This window comes from Streptomyces sp. NPDC088746 (assembly GCF_044751065.1).
Taxonomy (GTDB): domain Bacteria; phylum Actinomycetota; class Actinomycetes; order Streptomycetales; family Streptomycetaceae; genus Streptomyces.
This window is the reverse complement of record NZ_JBIVLA010000002.1, coordinates 459,761-475,020: the sequence shown is the minus strand read 5'-3', so window position 1 is coordinate 475,020 and position 15,260 is coordinate 459,761. Positions and strand designations below refer to the sequence as shown.

The window sequence follows — 15,260 nt, the reverse complement described above, 5'->3', positions numbered from 1 at the left end:
CTTACAGCACCTCCGGCGCGAGCGAGATGATCTTCATGAACTTCTTCTCGCGCAGCTCACGGCCCACCGGGCCGAAGATACGGGTGCCGCGGGGGTCGCCGTCGTTCTTGAGAATGACAGCGGCGTTCTCGTCGAAGCGGATGTACGAGCCATCCGGGCGACGACGCTCCTTGACGGTGCGAACGATGACGGCCTTGACGACGTCACCCTTCTTCACGTTGCCACCGGGGATCGCGTCCTTGACGGTGGCGACGATGACGTCACCGATGCCCGCGTAGCGGCGACCCGAGCCACCGAGAACACGGATGGTGAGAATTTCCTTCGCACCCGTGTTGTCGGCGACGCGCAGTCGCGACTCCTGCTGGATCACGTCTATCTCCTGATCGTCTGCCGGTTCCCGGCGGGGGCGCCGGTGAAGGTGCCCCCGCCGAGCCTGGCGGAACTTGCCTGAGGGGGATGCCCCTCAGGAATTACTTGGCCTTCTCGAGGATCTCGACGATGCGCCAGCGCTTCGTGGCGGACAGCGGACGCGTCTCCATGATGATGACGCGGTCGCCGACGCCGGCAGCGTTCTGCTCGTCGTGGGCCTTGAGCTTGTTCGTACGGCGGATGACCTTGCCGTACAGCGCGTGCTTGACGCGGTCCTCGACAGCGACGACGACGGTCTTGTCCATCTTGTCGCTGACGACCAGACCCTCACGGGTCTTACGGAAACCGCGGTCGGTGTTGGTCTCAGTCACAGTCTTCTCGCTCATCAGACGCTCTCCACCGTCTCGATGCCCAGCTCGCGCTCGCGCATCAGGGTGTAGATCCGGGCGATGTCCTTACGGACGGACTTGAGCCGACCGTGGTTCTCGAGCTGGCCCGTCGCCGCCTGGAAGCGGAGGTTGAACAGCTCTTCCTTGGCCTCGCGGAGCTTGTTGAGAAGCTCCTCGTTGCCCAGCTCGCGCAGCTCGGACGCCTTGGTACCGGCCGACATCACGACTCACCTGCCTCGCGCCGAACGATCCGGCACTTCATCGGAAGCTTGTGAGCAGCGCGGGTGAGCGCCTCACGAGCAATCTTCTCGTTCGGGTAGGACAGCTCGAACATCACCCGACCGGGCTTGACGTTCGCGATCCACCACTCGGGAGAACCCTTACCGGAACCCATGCGGGTCTCGGCAGGCTTCTTCGTCAGGGGGCGGTCCGGGTAGATGTTGATCCAGACCTTGCCGCCACGCTTGATGTGGCGGGTCATCGCGATACGAGCTGCCTCGATCTGGCGGTTCGTCACGTACGCCGGGGACAGCGCCTGGATGCCGTACTCGCCGAACGCAACCTGCGTGCCACCCTTGGACATACCGCTGCGCTTCGGGTGGTGCTGCTTGCGGTGCTTGACCCTACGGGGGATCAGCATTTCGGTCAGGCCTCCGTTCCGGTGCTCTCAGCCGGAGCAGCGGCGGCGGGAGCGTCGGCCTTGGGGGCCTCGGCTGCCGGCGCGGACTGCTGCGGCTTGCGGCCGCGACCGCCGCGCTCGCCACCACGGCCACCACGGCCGGCCGGGCGGTCAGCGCCGCCACGAGCCGGTCGGTTGCCGGCGCGAGCCGCTGCGTTCTCGGCGCGGACCTCGGCGATGTTCTTGACGTCGCCCTTGTAGATCCAGACCTTCACACCGATGCGGCCGAAGGTCGTCTTGGCCTCGAAGAAGCCGTAGTCGACGTTCGCACGGAGCGTGTGCAGGGGCACGCGGCCCTCGCGGTAGAACTCCGAGCGGGACATCTCGGCGCCGCCGAGGCGGCCACCGCACTGGATCTTGATGCCCTTTGCGCCCGCCTTCATCGTGCTCTGCATGCTCTTACGCATGGCACGACGGAAGGAGACACGGGAGGAGAGCTGCTCGGCGACGGCCTGGGCCACCAGCTGAGCGTCCACCTCGGGGTTCTTGACCTCGAGGATGTTCAGCTGGACCTGCTTGCCGGTCAGCTTCTCCAGCTCGCCACGGATGCGGTCGGCCTCGGCGCCACGGCGGCCGATGACGATGCCCGGGCGGGCGGTGTGGATGTCAACGCGGACGCGGTCGCGGGTGCGCTCGATCTCGACCTTCGAGATGCCGGCCCGCTCCATGCCCTTCGTCATCATGCGACGAATGGCGACGTCTTCCTTGACGTAGTCCTTGTACAGCTTGTCGGCGTACCAACGGGACTTGAAGTCCGTCGTGATGCCGAGCCGGAACCCGTGCGGGTTTACCTTCTGGCCCATTACCGGGTTCCTTCCTTGCTGCTGACGACCACGGTGATGTGGCTGGTCCGCTTACGGATCCGGTAGGCACGGCCCTGAGCACGCGGACGGAACCGCTTCAGGGTCGGACCCTCGTCCACGAACGCCTCGCTGATGACCAGCGAAGAGGCGTCGGTGTGGTCGTAGTTGTGTGCAGCGTTGGCGATGGCGCTGTCAAGCACCTTGCCAACCGGCACGCTCGCGGCCTGCGGGGCGAAACGCAGGACCGCCTGAGCCTCCGTGGCGTCCATGCCACGGATGAGGTCCACCACTCGGCGGGCCTTCATGGGCGTGACGCGGATGTACCGCGCCTGGGCCCTGGCTTCCATGGTTGTCCCTTCGGTGTAAGTCATAGTCGTTTCCACCCCGCGGTTAGCGGCGCTTCGACTTCCGGTCGTCCTTGACGTGGCCGCGGAAGGTGCGAGTCGGCGAGAACTCGCCGAGCTTGTGGCCGACCATCGACTCGGTGACGAACACCGGGACATGGATCTTGCCGTTGTGCACCGCGATGGTGTGACCCAGCATGGCCGGGACGATCATCGAGCGACGGGACCAGGTCTTGATGACGTTCTTGGTGCCTGCCTCGTTCTGTACGTCCACCTTCTTGATGAGGTGGCCGTCGACGAAGGGCCCCTTCTTGAGACTGCGCGGCATCTAAACCCGCTCCTAGCGCTTCTTGTTCGTCTTGCGGCGGCGGACGATGTACTTGCTCGATGCCTTCTTCGGCGAGCGAGTACGACCCTCCTTCTGACCCCACGGCGAGACCGGGTGACGTCCACCGGAGGTCTTGCCTTCACCACCACCGTGCGGGTGGTCAACCGGGTTCATCGCGACACCGCGGACGGTCGGGCGAACGCCCTTCCAGCGCATGCGGCCGGCCTTGCCCCAGTTGATGTTCGACTGCTCGGCGTTGCCGACCTCGCCGATGGTGGCGCGGCAGCGGGCGTCGACCAGCCGGATCTCACCGGAAGGCATACGAAGGTGGGCCATCGTGCCCTCCTTCGCCAGCAGCTGCACGGAGGCACCCGCGGAGCGGGCGAACTTCGCGCCGCCGCCGGGCCGCAGCTCGATGGCGTGGATGGTCGTACCGACCGGGATGTTGCGCAGCGCCAGGTTGTTGCCCGGCTTGATGTCGGCGCCCGGACCGTTCTCGACGCGGTCACCCTGCGACAGACCACGGGGGGCGACGATGTAACGCTTCTCGCCGTCCGCGTAGTGCAGCAGCGCGATGCGCGCGGTGCGGTTGGGGTCGTACTCGATGTGCGCGACCTTGGCCGGCACGCCGTCCTTGTCGTGACGACGGAAGTCGATCACGCGGTAGGCGCGCTTGTGGCCACCACCCTGGTGGCGAACGGTCACACGACCGGCGTTGTTACGGCCGCCCTTGCTGTGCAGGGGGCGGACCAGCGACTTCTCCGGCGTGGACCGCGTGATCTCGACAAAGTCGGCGACGCTGGAGCCACGACGGCCCGGGGTCGTCGGCTTGTACTTGCGGATACCCATTTCTCAGTCCTCGTCCGATTCCGGACGACTCGACCTCCGTCAGGAGGTCGGGCCGCCGAAGATGTCGATACGGTCGCCCTCGGCGAGGGTCACGATGGCGCGCTTCGTGTCGGCGCGCTTGCCGAAACCGGTCTTGGTGCGCTTGCGCTTACCCTGCCGGTTGATCGTGTTGACCCCGGTGACCTTGACCGAGAAGACCGCTTCCACGGCCTGCTTGATCTGGGTCTTGTTGGAGCCGGGCGCGACGATGAACGTGTACTTGTTCTCGTCGAGCAGCGCGTAGCTCTTCTCGGAAACAACCGGCTTGACGAGAACGTCGCGCGGGTCCGAGTAGGTCTTGCTGGTAACGGTCGCCTCACTCATCAGGCGGCGCTCCCTTCGGTCTCAGCGGTCTGGGGGCCAGACACGAAGGACTCGAAAGCGGCCTGGGTGAAGACCACGTCGTCAGAGACGATCACGTCGTACGTGTTCAGCTGGCCCGGCTCCAGGATGTGCACCTGGGGCAGGTTGCGCGCGGACAGCCACGCGGCCTCGTCGGCGCGGTCGACGACCAGGAGCAGGTTGCTGCGCTCCGAGATCTTGCCGAGCAGCGTCTTGGCGGCCTTGGTGGAGATCCCACCCTCGACCACGCCGGTGACGACGTGGATGCGGGAGTGACGCGCCCGGTCCGAGAGGGCACCGCGCAGGGCGGCGGCCTTCATCTTCTTCGGGGTGCGCTGCGAGTAGTCACGCGGCTGCGGGCCGTGGACGACGCCACCACCGGCGAACTGCGGCGCACGGGTCGAACCCTGGCGCGCGCGGCCGGTGCCCTTCTGGCGGTACGGCTTGCGCCCACCACCACGGACTTCGCCGCGGCTCTTGGTCTTGTGCGTGCCCTGACGGGCAGCTGCCAGCTGTGCGACGACGACCTGGTGGATCAGCGGAACGCTGGTCTTCGCGTCGAAGATCTCCGCGGGGAGCTCGACGGTACCGGCCTTGTCGCCTGCCGGCGAAAGGATGTCAATGGTGCTCATTACCTCAAGCCCCCTTGGCCGCGGTACGGACCAGGACGAGGCCGCCGTTCGGACCGGGGACCGCGCCCTTGATGAGCAGCAGACCCTTCTCCGCGTCAACCGCGTGGATGGTCAGGTTCTGGGTGGTGACGCGCTCGTTACCCATCCGACCGGCCATGCGCATGCCCTTGAAGACACGCCCAGGGGTGGCGCAGCCACCGATCGAACCGGGGGAACGGTGCTTGCGCTGGACGCCGTGGCCGGCGCCGAGGCCCTTGAAGTTGTGACGCTTCATGACACCGGCGAAGCCCTTGCCCTTGCTCTTGCCCGTGACGTCGACCTTGACGCCGGACTCGAACACCTCGGCAGTGACCTCCTGGCCCAGCGTGTACTCGCTGGCGTCAGGGGTGCGGAGCTCCACCAGGTGGCGGCGCGGGGTCACGTCGGCCTTGGCGAAGTGGCCCTTGAGGGGCTTGTTCACCTTGCGCGGGTCGATCTCGCCGAAGGCGATCTGGACCGACTCGTAGCCGTCGCTGTCATTCGTGCGAACCTGCGTCACGACGCACGGACCGGCCTTGACGACGGTCACCGGGACAACCCGGTTGTTCTCGTCCCAGACCTGGGTCATACCGAGCTTCTCGCCCAGGACGCCCTTGATGTTCTTGCTCATCTCGGCCCGTCCCCTCAGAGCTTGATCTCGATGTCGACGCCTGCCGGCAGGTCGAGGCGCATCAGCGAGTCAACCGTCTTCGGCGTGGGGTCGAGAATGTCGATGAGGCGCTTGTGCGTGCGCATCTCGAAGTGCTCGCGAGAGTCCTTGTACTTGTGCGGCGACTTGATGACGCAGTACACGTTCTTCTCAGTGGGCAGCGGCACCGGGCCCGCGACCGACGCACCAGTGCGCGTCACCGTCTCGACGATCTTCTTCGCCGAGGAGTCGATGACCTCGTGGTCGTAGGCCTTGAGCCGGATGCGGATCTTCTGTCCCGCCATGGCTACTAGTAGTCCTGTCTCTCAATAACGCTCTGGAACCCGGGAGTTCTCTTAACTCCGCCTCCGACCCACGCGGTCGGGCGTGTCGCATCCCCTCTACGAAGATCTCCCGAAGGATTTCCCAACCAAGGGGGTGCGGGCCGAAACCGCGCTGCCGGGGGCGAAACCCCACCGGGTGCCTGGTCAGCGCCCTGCTGAACTTCCCGAAAGATTCCCGTACGTCCGACCCTGGGGGTCGACGAGTACTGTGGGACTCGCTTCCGGTCCTCCCGGCGGGAGGCGCGCAGCATTGACACTCAACCGAGCAACCTGGCTAGTGTGCCACACGGCTCGGGGGCCTGGCCAATCGGGCCGGGGATCTTACCCCCTGCGGGGGACCGGTCAAACGCGGGCACGACCCCGCGCCGGCCGGCCGGTGCGCAGTACCGCGAAATTCGGTCGAGCGCCGCACGCCACCGCCCCTAGTGTGACCGGCCGGAACGGCGACTCACCGGGGGCACGGAACATGCGTACGCACTATCCACGGACCTCGCATCTTCCCTGGTCACCCGGGGCCACCTCGGACGACGTGCGCCTCGCCGACCTCGCCGGACTGACCGGCTCCCAGGTCGTGGTCACCGAGAAGCTGGACGGCGAGAACACCACGCTGTACGCCGACGGGCTCCACGCCCGCTCCCTCGACTCGGCACACCACCCCTCCCGGGCCTGGGTCAAGGCGCTCCAGAGCCGCATCGGCCCGCGCGTCCCGGCGGGGTGGCGGATCTGCGGCGAGAACATGTTCGCCCGCCACTCGATCCCGTACGAGGACCTCGCGAGCCACTTCTACGGCTTCTCCGTCTGGGACGGAGACTTCTGCCTGGACTGGGACCGGACCGTGGACTTCCTGCGGGACCTGGGGATCCCGACGCCGACGGTGCTGTGGCGCGGTGTGTTCGACGCCCGGGCCGAGAACGCGCTGCTCGCGCTGAGGCCGGACACGGAACGCCAGGAGGGGTACGTCGTCCGGCCTGCCGAGGGCTTTCCCGCCGCGGCGTTCGCGCGGCGGGTGGCGAAGTGGGTGCGGCCGGGGCATGTGACGACGGACACGCACTGGATGCACGCGGAGGTGGTGGAGAACGGGCTGGGCCCCGCCGCCGCCCTGTGGGCGGTGCGCTCGGGCGCCCCCGTGGACCCTGCGGCACTCGCCGCCGCCGCGGGAGCCGGCCCCGGTGACGCGCCGGCCGCCCTCATGACCGCCGACGCCCTGGACGCACGGGGCCGTACCGGCGACGACCGGCTGGCCGGGGTGCTCGCCGCCCTGCTGCACCGCACCCGCCGGGCCGTACTCGCACCCGCGCTCGCCGGACCGCTCGGGATGCGGCTCGCCCGGCGGACCGCGGACCTGGTCGGCCTTTATCCCCTCCTGCACCGTCCCCACCCGGACGACGACCGGCACAGCGGCCTGGCGAGGATGGCGCTCGCCGCGGACCTGACGGTGCTGCACGCGCTGGCCGGCGTGCTGGCCGACGGGTCCGAGGCCCGCGAGCAGGTGGAGTGGTCGGAGCTGCACGGCCAGGACGTGGCCGAACCGGACGGGCTGCCCGCCGCCTTCGCCGGCCTGGAGCCGGACTCCGCCGACCGCTGTCTGGCGCAGGCCCGCGAGGCCTACGCGCTGGGCCGCCTCACCACCGCGGAGGAGGCGGTCGCCGCGACCTGGCGGTGGCGGTCCGGGGACTTCCCGCGCCTGATCCACCTGGTCGGTCCCTCGGGCAGCGGGAAGAGCACCTTCGGCCGCGGGCTGCCGGGCACCGCCACGTACATCTCGCTCGACGACCTGCGCGAGTCCCGCGGATCGCGCGCCGACCAGAGCGCCAACGCCGACGTCCTGCGCGAGGCGCTGCGCCGCCTGGACGCCGCGCTCGTCCCGGGCGCGACCGTGGTCTGGGACGCCACCTCGCTCAACCCGCGCCAGCGCTCCCTCGTGCACGCGGCCGCCCACCGCAGGGACGCTTTGCTCACCCACGCCGTGGCGTGGGTCGGCGCGGACGAGCTGACCGTGCGCAACGGCCGGCGCGGCCATCCGGTGCCCCCGGACGTCCTGGCCTCCCAGGTGCGCCGCTTCGTGCCCCCGTACCCCGGCCAGGCCCACCGCACCTGGTACATCGGGACGAGCGGAACCGTGGAGGACCGGACCTGATGCGTACGAGCGAGGAGATCTACCACCGGGTCCGCTGGGACGCCCGGTTCGACCCGGCGCGCTTCTTCCTGGGCGTCGCCCAGCGCGGCCGTGACCCCAAACGGGTGCCGCTGGAGCGGTTCACGCCCGGCGGCGACATCCCCTGGCACCGGGTGCTGTTCTTCGAGGCGGACGGCGAGGTGGTGTGGGACCGCTCCACGGGACTCGACCGGATCGACGCGTCGGAGGCGGGGCGCGTCCGGACCCCGCGCCGCCTGCCGTCCCCGTACTTCACCTCACGCGTCCCGCACGCGTTCTCCCCGGCGACGGGCACCTGGGAGCCGGCCTCCCCCGGCCCGCCGGGCTCGTCCGCCTCCGCCTCCCTGACCGTGCTCACCTGGAACACGCTCTGGGACCGGTACGACAGCGACCGCATCGACACGGCCCGGCGCCGCCCCCTCCTGCTCGACGCCCTGTGTGCGGCGGACGCGGACGTCATCGCACTCCAGGAGGCGGAGCCCGCGCTGCTGCGCCTGCTGCTGGACCGCGCGTGGGTACGGGACGGATACGTCATCGCCACCGGACCGGCCGGCCGTGACGTGGCGGACAACGGGCTGCTGCTGCTCAGCCGGCTGCCCGTGAGCGAGGCGGGGGTGCACGCCCTCGGCCCGCACAAGGCGGTGACCGCGGCCGTCGTCGAGACGGCCGGCGGGCCCGTCACCGTGGCCGTGACCCACCTCAGCAGCGACCACTCCCCCGAGGGCGCCACCCGCCGCGACACCGAACTGGCCGACCTGGCAACGGGGTTGGCGGGTATCGAGGGCGAACTGCTGCTCGTCGGAGACTTCAACGACGGCAGCGACCGCCCCCAGACCCGCCTGGCGATGACGGACGCCTGGAGCCAGGTGCACGGCCCCGCCGACCGGACCGCCACCTTCGACCCGTCAGCGAACCCCCTCGCCGCGGTCTCCTCCCTGTCCGGCCGTATCTCCCGGCTGGACAGGGTCCTGCTGCGTACGGAACGGCTGCGCGCCCGGTCGGCGGCCCTGACCGGCGAGACACCCGGCCCGGAGGGGCTGTACGTCTCCGACCACTACGGAGTACGGGTGGAGCTGGGCCCTCCCCTTCTGGTGGCCGAAGGGAGTGAAGGGAGCACGGAACGCGTCACCGCGGCCCTGCCCGGCGCCCGGGTCCACGTCGTCGGCTCCCGGCGCATGGGCTGCGCGCTGCCCGGCGCGGACCTGGACCTGGTCGCCGCGCTGCCCGGCGCCCCCGATCCGGCAGGGGTAGGCCAACGACTGGCCGCCGCGTTCCCGGAGGCGCGGGACCTGCGGGGGGTGACGGGCGCCCGGGTGCCCGGCCTGCGCTGGCACCTGGACGGCCTCCGGGTCGACCTGGTCACCGTGGTGACCGGCGACCTCTCCCCCGCCGAGGCGGTCGCCCGCCGCGCGGAACTGGGCGAGGCGGCGGCGATCGCGCTCAGCGCGGTGAGCGACGCCGATGCGGTGCTCGCGGTGGCGGACCCGCACCGGGACGCCTTCGCCGCCCTCGCCCGGGACGTCAAGGCGTGGGCGGCGGCGAGGGGCCTGGACTCCGCTCCCTGCGGCGGACTGCCGGGCCTCGCCTGGGCCGTACTCGCGGCCCGTACCGCCCACGAGGCGGGCGACCTGCCGCCGCTCGCGCTGCTCCGGCACTTCTTCGGGGTCTGGGCGGCGTGGGACTGGGACGAGGCGGTGGGCGGGGTGGCGGCAACCGCGTCCCCGGTCACCGTGCTGACCCCGACCGCCCCCGTACGTTCCTGCACCACGCAGGTCTCCGCCGCAGACCGCGATCTCCTCTCCGCCGAGCTGTACCGCGCCTGGGAGATCCTGGAGTCGGCCGGGGAGGGGGACGACCCGCGTCCCCTCCTGTGCGCGCCGCCGAGCCTCCCCGAACTGCACCCGTCCTGGGCCCTCGCCTCCGTACCCACGGGCGGACCGGCCGAGGGGCGCCTGCGCGGCCGCCTCCTCGCCCTGGCCGCCGCCCTCTCCGAGGCGGGCGCCGCCGACTGCCGCATCTGGCCGCGCCCTCTCACGACCGACGGCCGCACGGGGTACGCGATCGGGCTCGGCGCGACCCCGCCACCGGCCCACCGGCTGGCGGAGATCGGGGCGGAGGTGCTGCGGGGGATCCGGGAGGCGTCGTTGGTCCCGGTACGTATATAGGGAGGGTCAGCGCCCGGCGGCGTACGGGACGAAGCCCGCCCACGCGTCGGGTGCGAAGGCGAGCCTCGCCCCCTGCACGTCCTTGGAGTCGCGCACGTGCACCGAGTCAGGCGCAGCCGCGACCTCTACGCATTCGTTGCTGTTGCTGCTGTCGCTGTAGCTGCTCTTGAACCACTCCAGCCGGGAAGCGTCTCCAGCAGAGGTCTCGCTGATCATGTCTCTCCCAGCACTTGCTCGATGAAGGCCAGCGACTCCCGAGGCGTGAGAGCTTGAGCCCGGATGATGCCACAGCGCAGCTCAACGATCCGGAGATACTTCGGGTCCGAGACCGGGCGACTGCCGAAGTCGCCCTCGGAGCGCCCCACCGCCGAGCCGTCCCTGAACTTCAGCACCTGCATCTCCCCGCCCATTCCGGCGTGATCGTCGCGGCCGGTCGGCATCACCTGGATCTCGACGTTCCGCAACTGCCCCACCTCCAAGAGCCGTTCAAGCTGTCGCCGCAGCACCATTCTGCCCCCGAGGTGCCGCCGCAGTGTCACCTCTTCCTGGACAAAGCTGAGCTCCGGTCCGGGCGAGCGGTCAAAGATGGACTGCCGGGCGACACGGGCAGCCACCAGCCTCTCCACCTCGTCCGACGAGAAGGCGGGCCGGCGCATCCCGAACAGCGCCCGTGCATACTCCTCCGTCTGCAACAGGCCGTGGAGGTTGTGACTCCCGTAAGCAGAGAGCTCCACCGCCTGCGCCTCCATCTTCGCCAGCTCCCGGATCTTCTTCGGGTACCGGACCGCCGCCAGATCCTGCTTCATCGCGGCGATCTTGCCGCCCGCCCCCAGGACCTCGTCCACCCTGTCCAGGAACTCCGGCCGAGGGATCCGCCGCCCGCCCTCCACCTTGCGGACCAGGTCCTCCCCATACCCGATCGCGGCCCCGAGCTCGCCGGCCCGCATCCCGGCCGCCTCCCGCCAGGCCTTGACCTGGCGCCCCACGGCGGCGACCACCGCAACGCCCGACTCGTCATCGGGATCGACATCCCAGCCGGGCTCGTCCGCCCCGCCGCCACCCTGCTGCGTACCGACCCCGTCCACACTCATCCGTGCCCCACTTCCGACGTGCGTGCCGTTCTTCCTCAACCGCCCCTGTTCCCCGCACGTCACTCCGGACAGCCGGGACAGCACTGGACAAGCCCGGGACAATCACCGTACGCAAGGGCTCAGTCACTGGGCACGGTACGCAGACCCGGCCACGCTGAGTGACGTGAACCAACAGACCGCCACCCCTCAAGGGCCCACCGACGGACGCACGTTCACCGTGCTCCTCTCCCCCACTCGCCGAGGCGCCCGGCTCGCCCGCCTCCTCGCCGTGGCCCATCTCGACCTCTGGGGGTTTCCCTCCGACTCGGCCGCGCACATCGTCGCGGAGCTCGCCGCCAACGCCTCGGTCCACGGGCGGGTAACGGGACGGGACTTCCAACTGCGCCTCGCCGTGCACGCGGACAGCCGACTGCGGATCGAGGTCATCGACACCCGGGGTGACCGCCTGCCCGTCACAACGCCCCCCGACCACCACAGGGAGGGCGGGCGCGGCCTGCTCATCGTCGCGGCCCTCGCCGACCGCTGGGGCGTCTCCCCGGGCCCGGCCCCGCGCAAAACGGTCTGGGCGGAGCTCGACCTCGCACCGTGACCGACTCCACCGGGTCGCGGGCACCCACGACCCGGTCGGCCACGCCCTGGTGACCCGCGACGCGGCCACCCACGACGTCTAAAGGCTTTTAAAGAACTCGGGAAAGAAACCCGACCAGACCCCACCCCACCCCCGTCCTGACCTGCGTCACTCGCACGGGTGACATATCGCAACAGGGCTGGATTTGGGGCGGGTTGGCTGGCATATGCTCGCCGCGACAACCACAGACACGAGACGGCCCCCGACCGAGACGGCAAATCTCAACCGGGGGCCTGACCACGAGGAAGAGATCACCTTCCCGATGGATACCCCGCAGGTTATCGCGCCCCCGTGCGCCCAGCCCGGCTCCCCTGGCACCCGGCTCGACGTCACGCCGACTTCCGGCGTCCTCCACGTCAACGTCCGCCACATCTCCGGCTTCACGGTCATCGGCAACCACCTCGCCCAGCACCGTGGCCTCTCCCTCACCGCGATCGGGCTCGCCGCACACATCCAGTCGCTGCCCGCCGGGGCCAAGGTCGGCATCAAGGTCCTCAGCGCCCGCTTCCCGGAGAGCGAAGCCCGCATCGCCGCCGCCCTGCACGAGCTGGAAGCCACCGGCTACCTCCACCGCAGCCGCGTACGCCTCCCCGACGGCCGCATGGTCACACGCACGGTCTCGTACAACCAGCCCGGCGCCACGGCCACAGCGCCGCGCCCCCAGCCCCGCCACAGCGAGCCACCAGCCACGCTCGCCGCCCCGCCGCCACCCCCGGCGCCCGTCGAGGCACCACCTCCGCCGCCTACGGCCGCACCCGCAGCCCCGGCACCCCTGCCGTCAGCCGCCCCCGTCTACGTACCGGCTCCCACGGCCCCGAGGAAACAGCCCCCGCCGCTCCCCCACCCCCACGCGCCCACTGTGGAACTCCACCGAGCCGCCACAGCGCTCCTAGCAGACCTCCGGCGCAGCTCGCCCCAACTCACCCTCCCTGAGGCGGACATCGAGGCACTCGCCCCCGGTGTCGCTACCTGGCTCGAACGCGACGCCCACCCCGACACCATCCGCCACGCCCTCACCAGCGACCTCCCGACCCCGGTGAAACACCCGGCGAAGTTCGTCCGCAGCCGCATCACCACGCTCCTGCCACCCCCGCTCCCCGGCACAGCAGACCTCACCCCGCCCCGCCGCAAGGTGATCGTGATCCCGCTCCAGAACTGCGACACCTGCGACCGCGCCTTCCGCGCCACCCACCCCGGTCACTGCCGGGACTGCCGAACCGAACAGCCAGACGTCATGCACAGAGCCGCGTGACACACACTCGCCCTCAACCGGCCTGGGCGACCGCCCGGCCGCACAACAGTGGAGGAACCTGGTGGCCGTGGACACCTCTTTCTACAAGTCCTTCATGTCCGAAGAAATCCGGGACGAAGGCCGAGCCCAAGGCCGAGCCCAAGGCCGAGCCCAAGGCCGTGCCGAAGGCCTCCTGCTGATCCTCGAAGCCCGTGGCATCACCCTCACCGACGAGCTCCGGCAGAAGATCACCACCTGCACCGACCCCGAGCTCCTCCACCGGTGGCTGCACCGCGCCGCCACTGCCACCACCACCGAAGAGGTTTTTGCCGAGCGTCACTGACCGGCCGGGCCCGGACGGCAGCGGGGAGCCCTGCTCCGCTGCCGTCCGAAGTCTCTGGGAGACTCCCGCCATGTCTGTACGTACCACTCAGGCGTGGTCCCTGCGCCCTGCCACACCCGATGACATCGAGGCCATGGCCGAGCTCCGGGCCCTGGTGATGCGCCCCGACCTGGAGCGCCTCGGCCGCTACGACGGGCACCGGGTCCGGCAGCGGCTGCGTGACGCCTACGCCCCCGAGCACACCTCCGTCGTGGAGGTCGACGGGGCCGTGGCGGGATGCGTCGCCCTGCGGCCCTCCGAGGACGGCTGGTGCCTGGAGCACTTCTACCTCGCCCCGGAGCTCCAGGGCAGAGGCATCGGCACCGCCGTCCTGGCCGGCCTCCTGGCCCGTACGGACGCCGAGGGTGCGCCGGTCCGCCTCAACGTCCTCCAGGGCAGCGCGGCCCGCAGGCTGTACGAGCGCCACGGGTTCGTCCTGGAGCACGAGGACCCGGTCGACGTGTTCATGGTGCGGGCCCCGTAGGTCCCTGCGGAGCTACGTACGCGTGACCGTCCCGCAGGACCCGTCCGGCTGCCACTCGCTGCGGTCGTACGGGTCCACGTCGTCCCCGCGCGGAGGGTTCGCGCTGTCGCTCGGGAAGGACGGGTGGAGGAAGCCGTCGTTCACCTCGCAGGAGGTGTTGCCGAAGTTCTGCTCGGAACTGACGACGGAGAGCTTGCCGCGCGTCGCCACGAACCGCTCCGGGTCGTGCAGCGCCGTCGTCAGCTTCCGCCGCACGATCGTGCGCGCCACTTCGTCGCCGCCCGGCTTCACCAGCGGGTAGACGAACGTGTAGTCGGCGTGGACCTCGACCGAGCCGGCGGCGCCCGCCTCGAAGGTCATCCGTCCGCGGGTCTTCACGACGTCCCCGACCAGCCGTGCCTCGTCCGGGTCGAACCGGCTGAACAGCATCAGCGGGTCCTGTTCCCCGCCGGGCTCCGCCAGTGACCGTTCCAGGCGTTCCCGCTCGCCCTTCTGCAGCGGGTCGAGCAGGTTCAGCGCCTCCTCGGGCTTCTCCCCCCGCAGGGTGGCGGCATCGAGGTTGGCGGCGACGAGCAGCTGCCGGGTCGCCCGCAGGGCCTGCTCGACCTCCCCCTTGCTCATCCCTCCGGCCGCCTCGGCCTCCGGGATCTCGATCCCCTCCGCCCCGTCCGCCCAGCGGACGGCGGGCGAGCCGCGGAACGGCTCTGCCAGGGTCGGCCGGTCACCCACGGGCCCGTCGGCGGGCGCCGCGGTCGGCGGCGCGGTCTCGGCGGGCAGCGGGTCGGCACTCGCGGAGTCGCCGCCTCCGGGCAGGTGGTCGGTCAGCAGGCTCGGCCGCATGGTGACCACCAGGATCCCCACGACCACGGCGAACCCCAGGACCGCGGCGAGGCGGCGACGCTTCCTGGGACGGGGACGGGCGTCCCCGATCGGCGGGCCCGTGCGCCAGCCCTCCGGCTGCCACGGTTCGGCCGGCTCGCCCTTACGGCCCCGGCCCCGCCCGCGCGCCGCCTCCTCGTCCAGCGCGCGCAGCCGCGCGGTGACCATCCGGGCGCGGGCCGAGGGCTCCTTCGGCGCCTCGGCCCCGCCCTCCTCCGCCCGCCGGACCAGCTCCGCCCACTGCTCGTCGGAGACGCGATCCGTGCCGTCGCCGTGGTCAGGAGATCCCCCTGACGTGCTCGTGCTCATCGTTCTGCCCCACTCCCCCATGAAGTTGTCAGGTCAACTTCATCCGGGGCGTGCGAACCCGAACAAGGGAACACCGTATTCCGTGACGTTCTTGTGACCGTGACGCGGAGGCCTCGCGCATCTCCCGGGCAACCCGGCCGTCCGGATCCCC

General features: G+C 70.5%; 21 protein-coding genes. 6 read left to right on the top strand and 15 right to left on the bottom strand.

Features of this window, described 5'->3' with window-relative positions; translation table 11 throughout:
* Window position 1: 1 nt before the first annotated feature.
* The 12 genes from rplN to rpsJ all read right to left on the bottom strand — a co-directional run bounded on the left by rplN (window position 2) and on the right by rpsJ (window position 5,746).
* Window positions 2–370, bottom strand: a complete 369-nt coding sequence (gene rplN, locus ACIP63_RS09640) for a 50S ribosomal protein L14 (RefSeq protein ID WP_003974257.1) — start codon at window positions 368–370, stop codon at window positions 2–4.
* A gap of 100 nt (window positions 371–470) precedes the next feature.
* Window positions 471–755, bottom strand: coding sequence for a 30S ribosomal protein S17 (gene rpsQ / locus ACIP63_RS09635; RefSeq protein WP_031096375.1), 285 nt, complete (start codon window positions 753–755; stop codon window positions 471–473).
* On the bottom strand, window positions 755–979 hold the full coding sequence (gene rpmC / locus ACIP63_RS09630) for a 50S ribosomal protein L29 (RefSeq protein ID WP_014047786.1): 225 nt from the start codon (window positions 977–979) through the stop codon (window positions 755–757). Before rpmC ends, rpsQ begins: the two co-directional genes overlap by 1 nt.
* Window positions 979–1,398 carry a 50S ribosomal protein L16 gene (rplP, locus tag ACIP63_RS09625; RefSeq protein WP_014154587.1) on the bottom strand — a complete coding sequence of 140 codons (420 nt, stop codon included), beginning with the start codon at window positions 1,396–1,398 and terminating at the stop codon, window positions 979–981. The genes rpmC and rplP overlap by 1 nt, the downstream gene beginning before the upstream one ends.
* Window positions 1,399–1,403: 5 nt before the next feature.
* Entirely contained in the window at window positions 1,404–2,240 is an 837-nt protein-coding gene (gene rpsC, locus ACIP63_RS09620) for a 30S ribosomal protein S3 (protein WP_014047784.1), read from the bottom strand.
* Window positions 2,240–2,587: a 50S ribosomal protein L22 gene (rplV, locus tag ACIP63_RS09615; protein ID WP_056552397.1), complete on the bottom strand. Its 348-nt coding sequence runs from the start codon at window positions 2,585–2,587 to the stop codon at window positions 2,240–2,242. The genes rpsC and rplV overlap by 1 nt, the downstream gene beginning before the upstream one ends.
* Before the next feature lie 43 nt (window positions 2,588–2,630).
* The gene (rpsS, locus tag ACIP63_RS09610; RefSeq protein WP_003966956.1) at window positions 2,631–2,912 is read right to left on the bottom strand and encodes a 30S ribosomal protein S19; all 282 of its coding nucleotides are present in this window, start codon (window positions 2,910–2,912) and stop codon (window positions 2,631–2,633) included.
* Window positions 2,913–2,924: 12 nt separating this feature from the next.
* Window positions 2,925–3,761 carry a 50S ribosomal protein L2 gene (gene rplB / locus ACIP63_RS09605; protein WP_099173848.1) on the bottom strand — a complete coding sequence of 279 codons (837 nt, stop codon included), beginning with the start codon at window positions 3,759–3,761 and terminating at the stop codon, window positions 2,925–2,927.
* A 39-nt stretch (window positions 3,762–3,800) separates the two neighbouring features.
* Window positions 3,801–4,124, bottom strand: a complete 324-nt coding sequence (rplW, locus tag ACIP63_RS09600; protein ID WP_014154589.1) for a 50S ribosomal protein L23 — start codon at window positions 4,122–4,124, stop codon at window positions 3,801–3,803.
* Window positions 4,124–4,774: a 50S ribosomal protein L4 gene (rplD, locus tag ACIP63_RS09595; protein WP_099173849.1), complete on the bottom strand. Its 651-nt coding sequence runs from the start codon at window positions 4,772–4,774 to the stop codon at window positions 4,124–4,126. Before rplD ends, rplW begins: the two co-directional genes overlap by 1 nt.
* A 4-nt stretch (window positions 4,775–4,778) precedes the next feature.
* Window positions 4,779–5,423 carry a 50S ribosomal protein L3 gene (gene rplC / locus ACIP63_RS09590; RefSeq protein WP_014154591.1) on the bottom strand — a complete coding sequence of 215 codons (645 nt, stop codon included), beginning with the start codon at window positions 5,421–5,423 and terminating at the stop codon, window positions 4,779–4,781.
* A 14-nt stretch (window positions 5,424–5,437) separates the two neighbouring features.
* Window positions 5,438–5,746, bottom strand: a complete 309-nt coding sequence (gene rpsJ, locus ACIP63_RS09585) for a 30S ribosomal protein S10 (protein ID WP_003948644.1) — start codon at window positions 5,744–5,746, stop codon at window positions 5,438–5,440.
* A 505-nt stretch (window positions 5,747–6,251) separates the two neighbouring features.
* Here rpsJ and ACIP63_RS09580 point away from each other — a divergent pair.
* On the top strand, window positions 6,252–7,922 hold the full coding sequence (locus ACIP63_RS09580) for an RNA ligase family protein (protein WP_401513041.1): 1,671 nt from the start codon (window positions 6,252–6,254) through the stop codon (window positions 7,920–7,922).
* Window positions 7,922–10,105: a poly(A) polymerase gene (locus ACIP63_RS09575; RefSeq protein ID WP_401513038.1), complete on the top strand. Its 2,184-nt coding sequence runs from the start codon at window positions 7,922–7,924 to the stop codon at window positions 10,103–10,105. The genes ACIP63_RS09580 and ACIP63_RS09575 overlap by 1 nt, the downstream gene beginning before the upstream one ends.
* Before the next feature lie 6 nt (window positions 10,106–10,111).
* Here the strand turns inward: ACIP63_RS09575 and ACIP63_RS09570 are convergent, their stop codons facing one another.
* Both ACIP63_RS09570 and ACIP63_RS09565 read right to left on the bottom strand, forming a co-directional pair.
* Entirely contained in the window at window positions 10,112–10,321 is a 210-nt protein-coding gene (locus tag ACIP63_RS09570; RefSeq protein ID WP_401513035.1) for a DUF397 domain-containing protein, read from the bottom strand.
* A complete protein-coding gene (locus tag ACIP63_RS09565; RefSeq protein WP_401513034.1) occupies window positions 10,318–11,196 on the bottom strand; it encodes a helix-turn-helix domain-containing protein in 879 nt (292 codons plus the stop codon). Before ACIP63_RS09565 ends, ACIP63_RS09570 begins: the two co-directional genes overlap by 4 nt.
* Before the next feature lie 163 nt (window positions 11,197–11,359).
* On the opposite strand from ACIP63_RS09565, the gene ACIP63_RS09560 reads away from it, so the two are divergent.
* From ACIP63_RS09560 to ACIP63_RS09545, 4 genes are all read left to right on the top strand, one after another.
* Complete coding sequence (locus tag ACIP63_RS09560) at window positions 11,360–11,785, top strand: ATP-binding protein (RefSeq protein WP_401513031.1); 426 nt, start codon at window positions 11,360–11,362, stop codon at window positions 11,783–11,785.
* Window positions 11,786–12,086: 301 nt separating this feature from the next.
* Complete coding sequence (locus tag ACIP63_RS09555; RefSeq protein WP_401513028.1) at window positions 12,087–13,076, top strand: helix-turn-helix domain-containing protein; 990 nt, start codon at window positions 12,087–12,089, stop codon at window positions 13,074–13,076.
* A 61-nt stretch (window positions 13,077–13,137) separates the two neighbouring features.
* Window positions 13,138–13,398, top strand: coding sequence for a hypothetical protein (locus ACIP63_RS09550; protein WP_401513026.1), 261 nt, complete (start codon window positions 13,138–13,140; stop codon window positions 13,396–13,398).
* A gap of 70 nt (window positions 13,399–13,468) precedes the next feature.
* On the top strand, window positions 13,469–13,921 hold the full coding sequence (locus tag ACIP63_RS09545; protein WP_401513023.1) for a GNAT family N-acetyltransferase: 453 nt from the start codon (window positions 13,469–13,471) through the stop codon (window positions 13,919–13,921).
* Between the two features lie 12 nt (window positions 13,922–13,933).
* On the opposite strand, the gene ACIP63_RS09540 is transcribed toward ACIP63_RS09545, so the two are convergent.
* Window positions 13,934–15,109 (bottom strand): hypothetical protein, encoded by a 1,176-nt coding sequence (locus tag ACIP63_RS09540; protein WP_401513021.1) that lies wholly within the window; start codon window positions 15,107–15,109, stop codon window positions 13,934–13,936.
* Window positions 15,110–15,260: the final 151 nt, after the last annotated feature.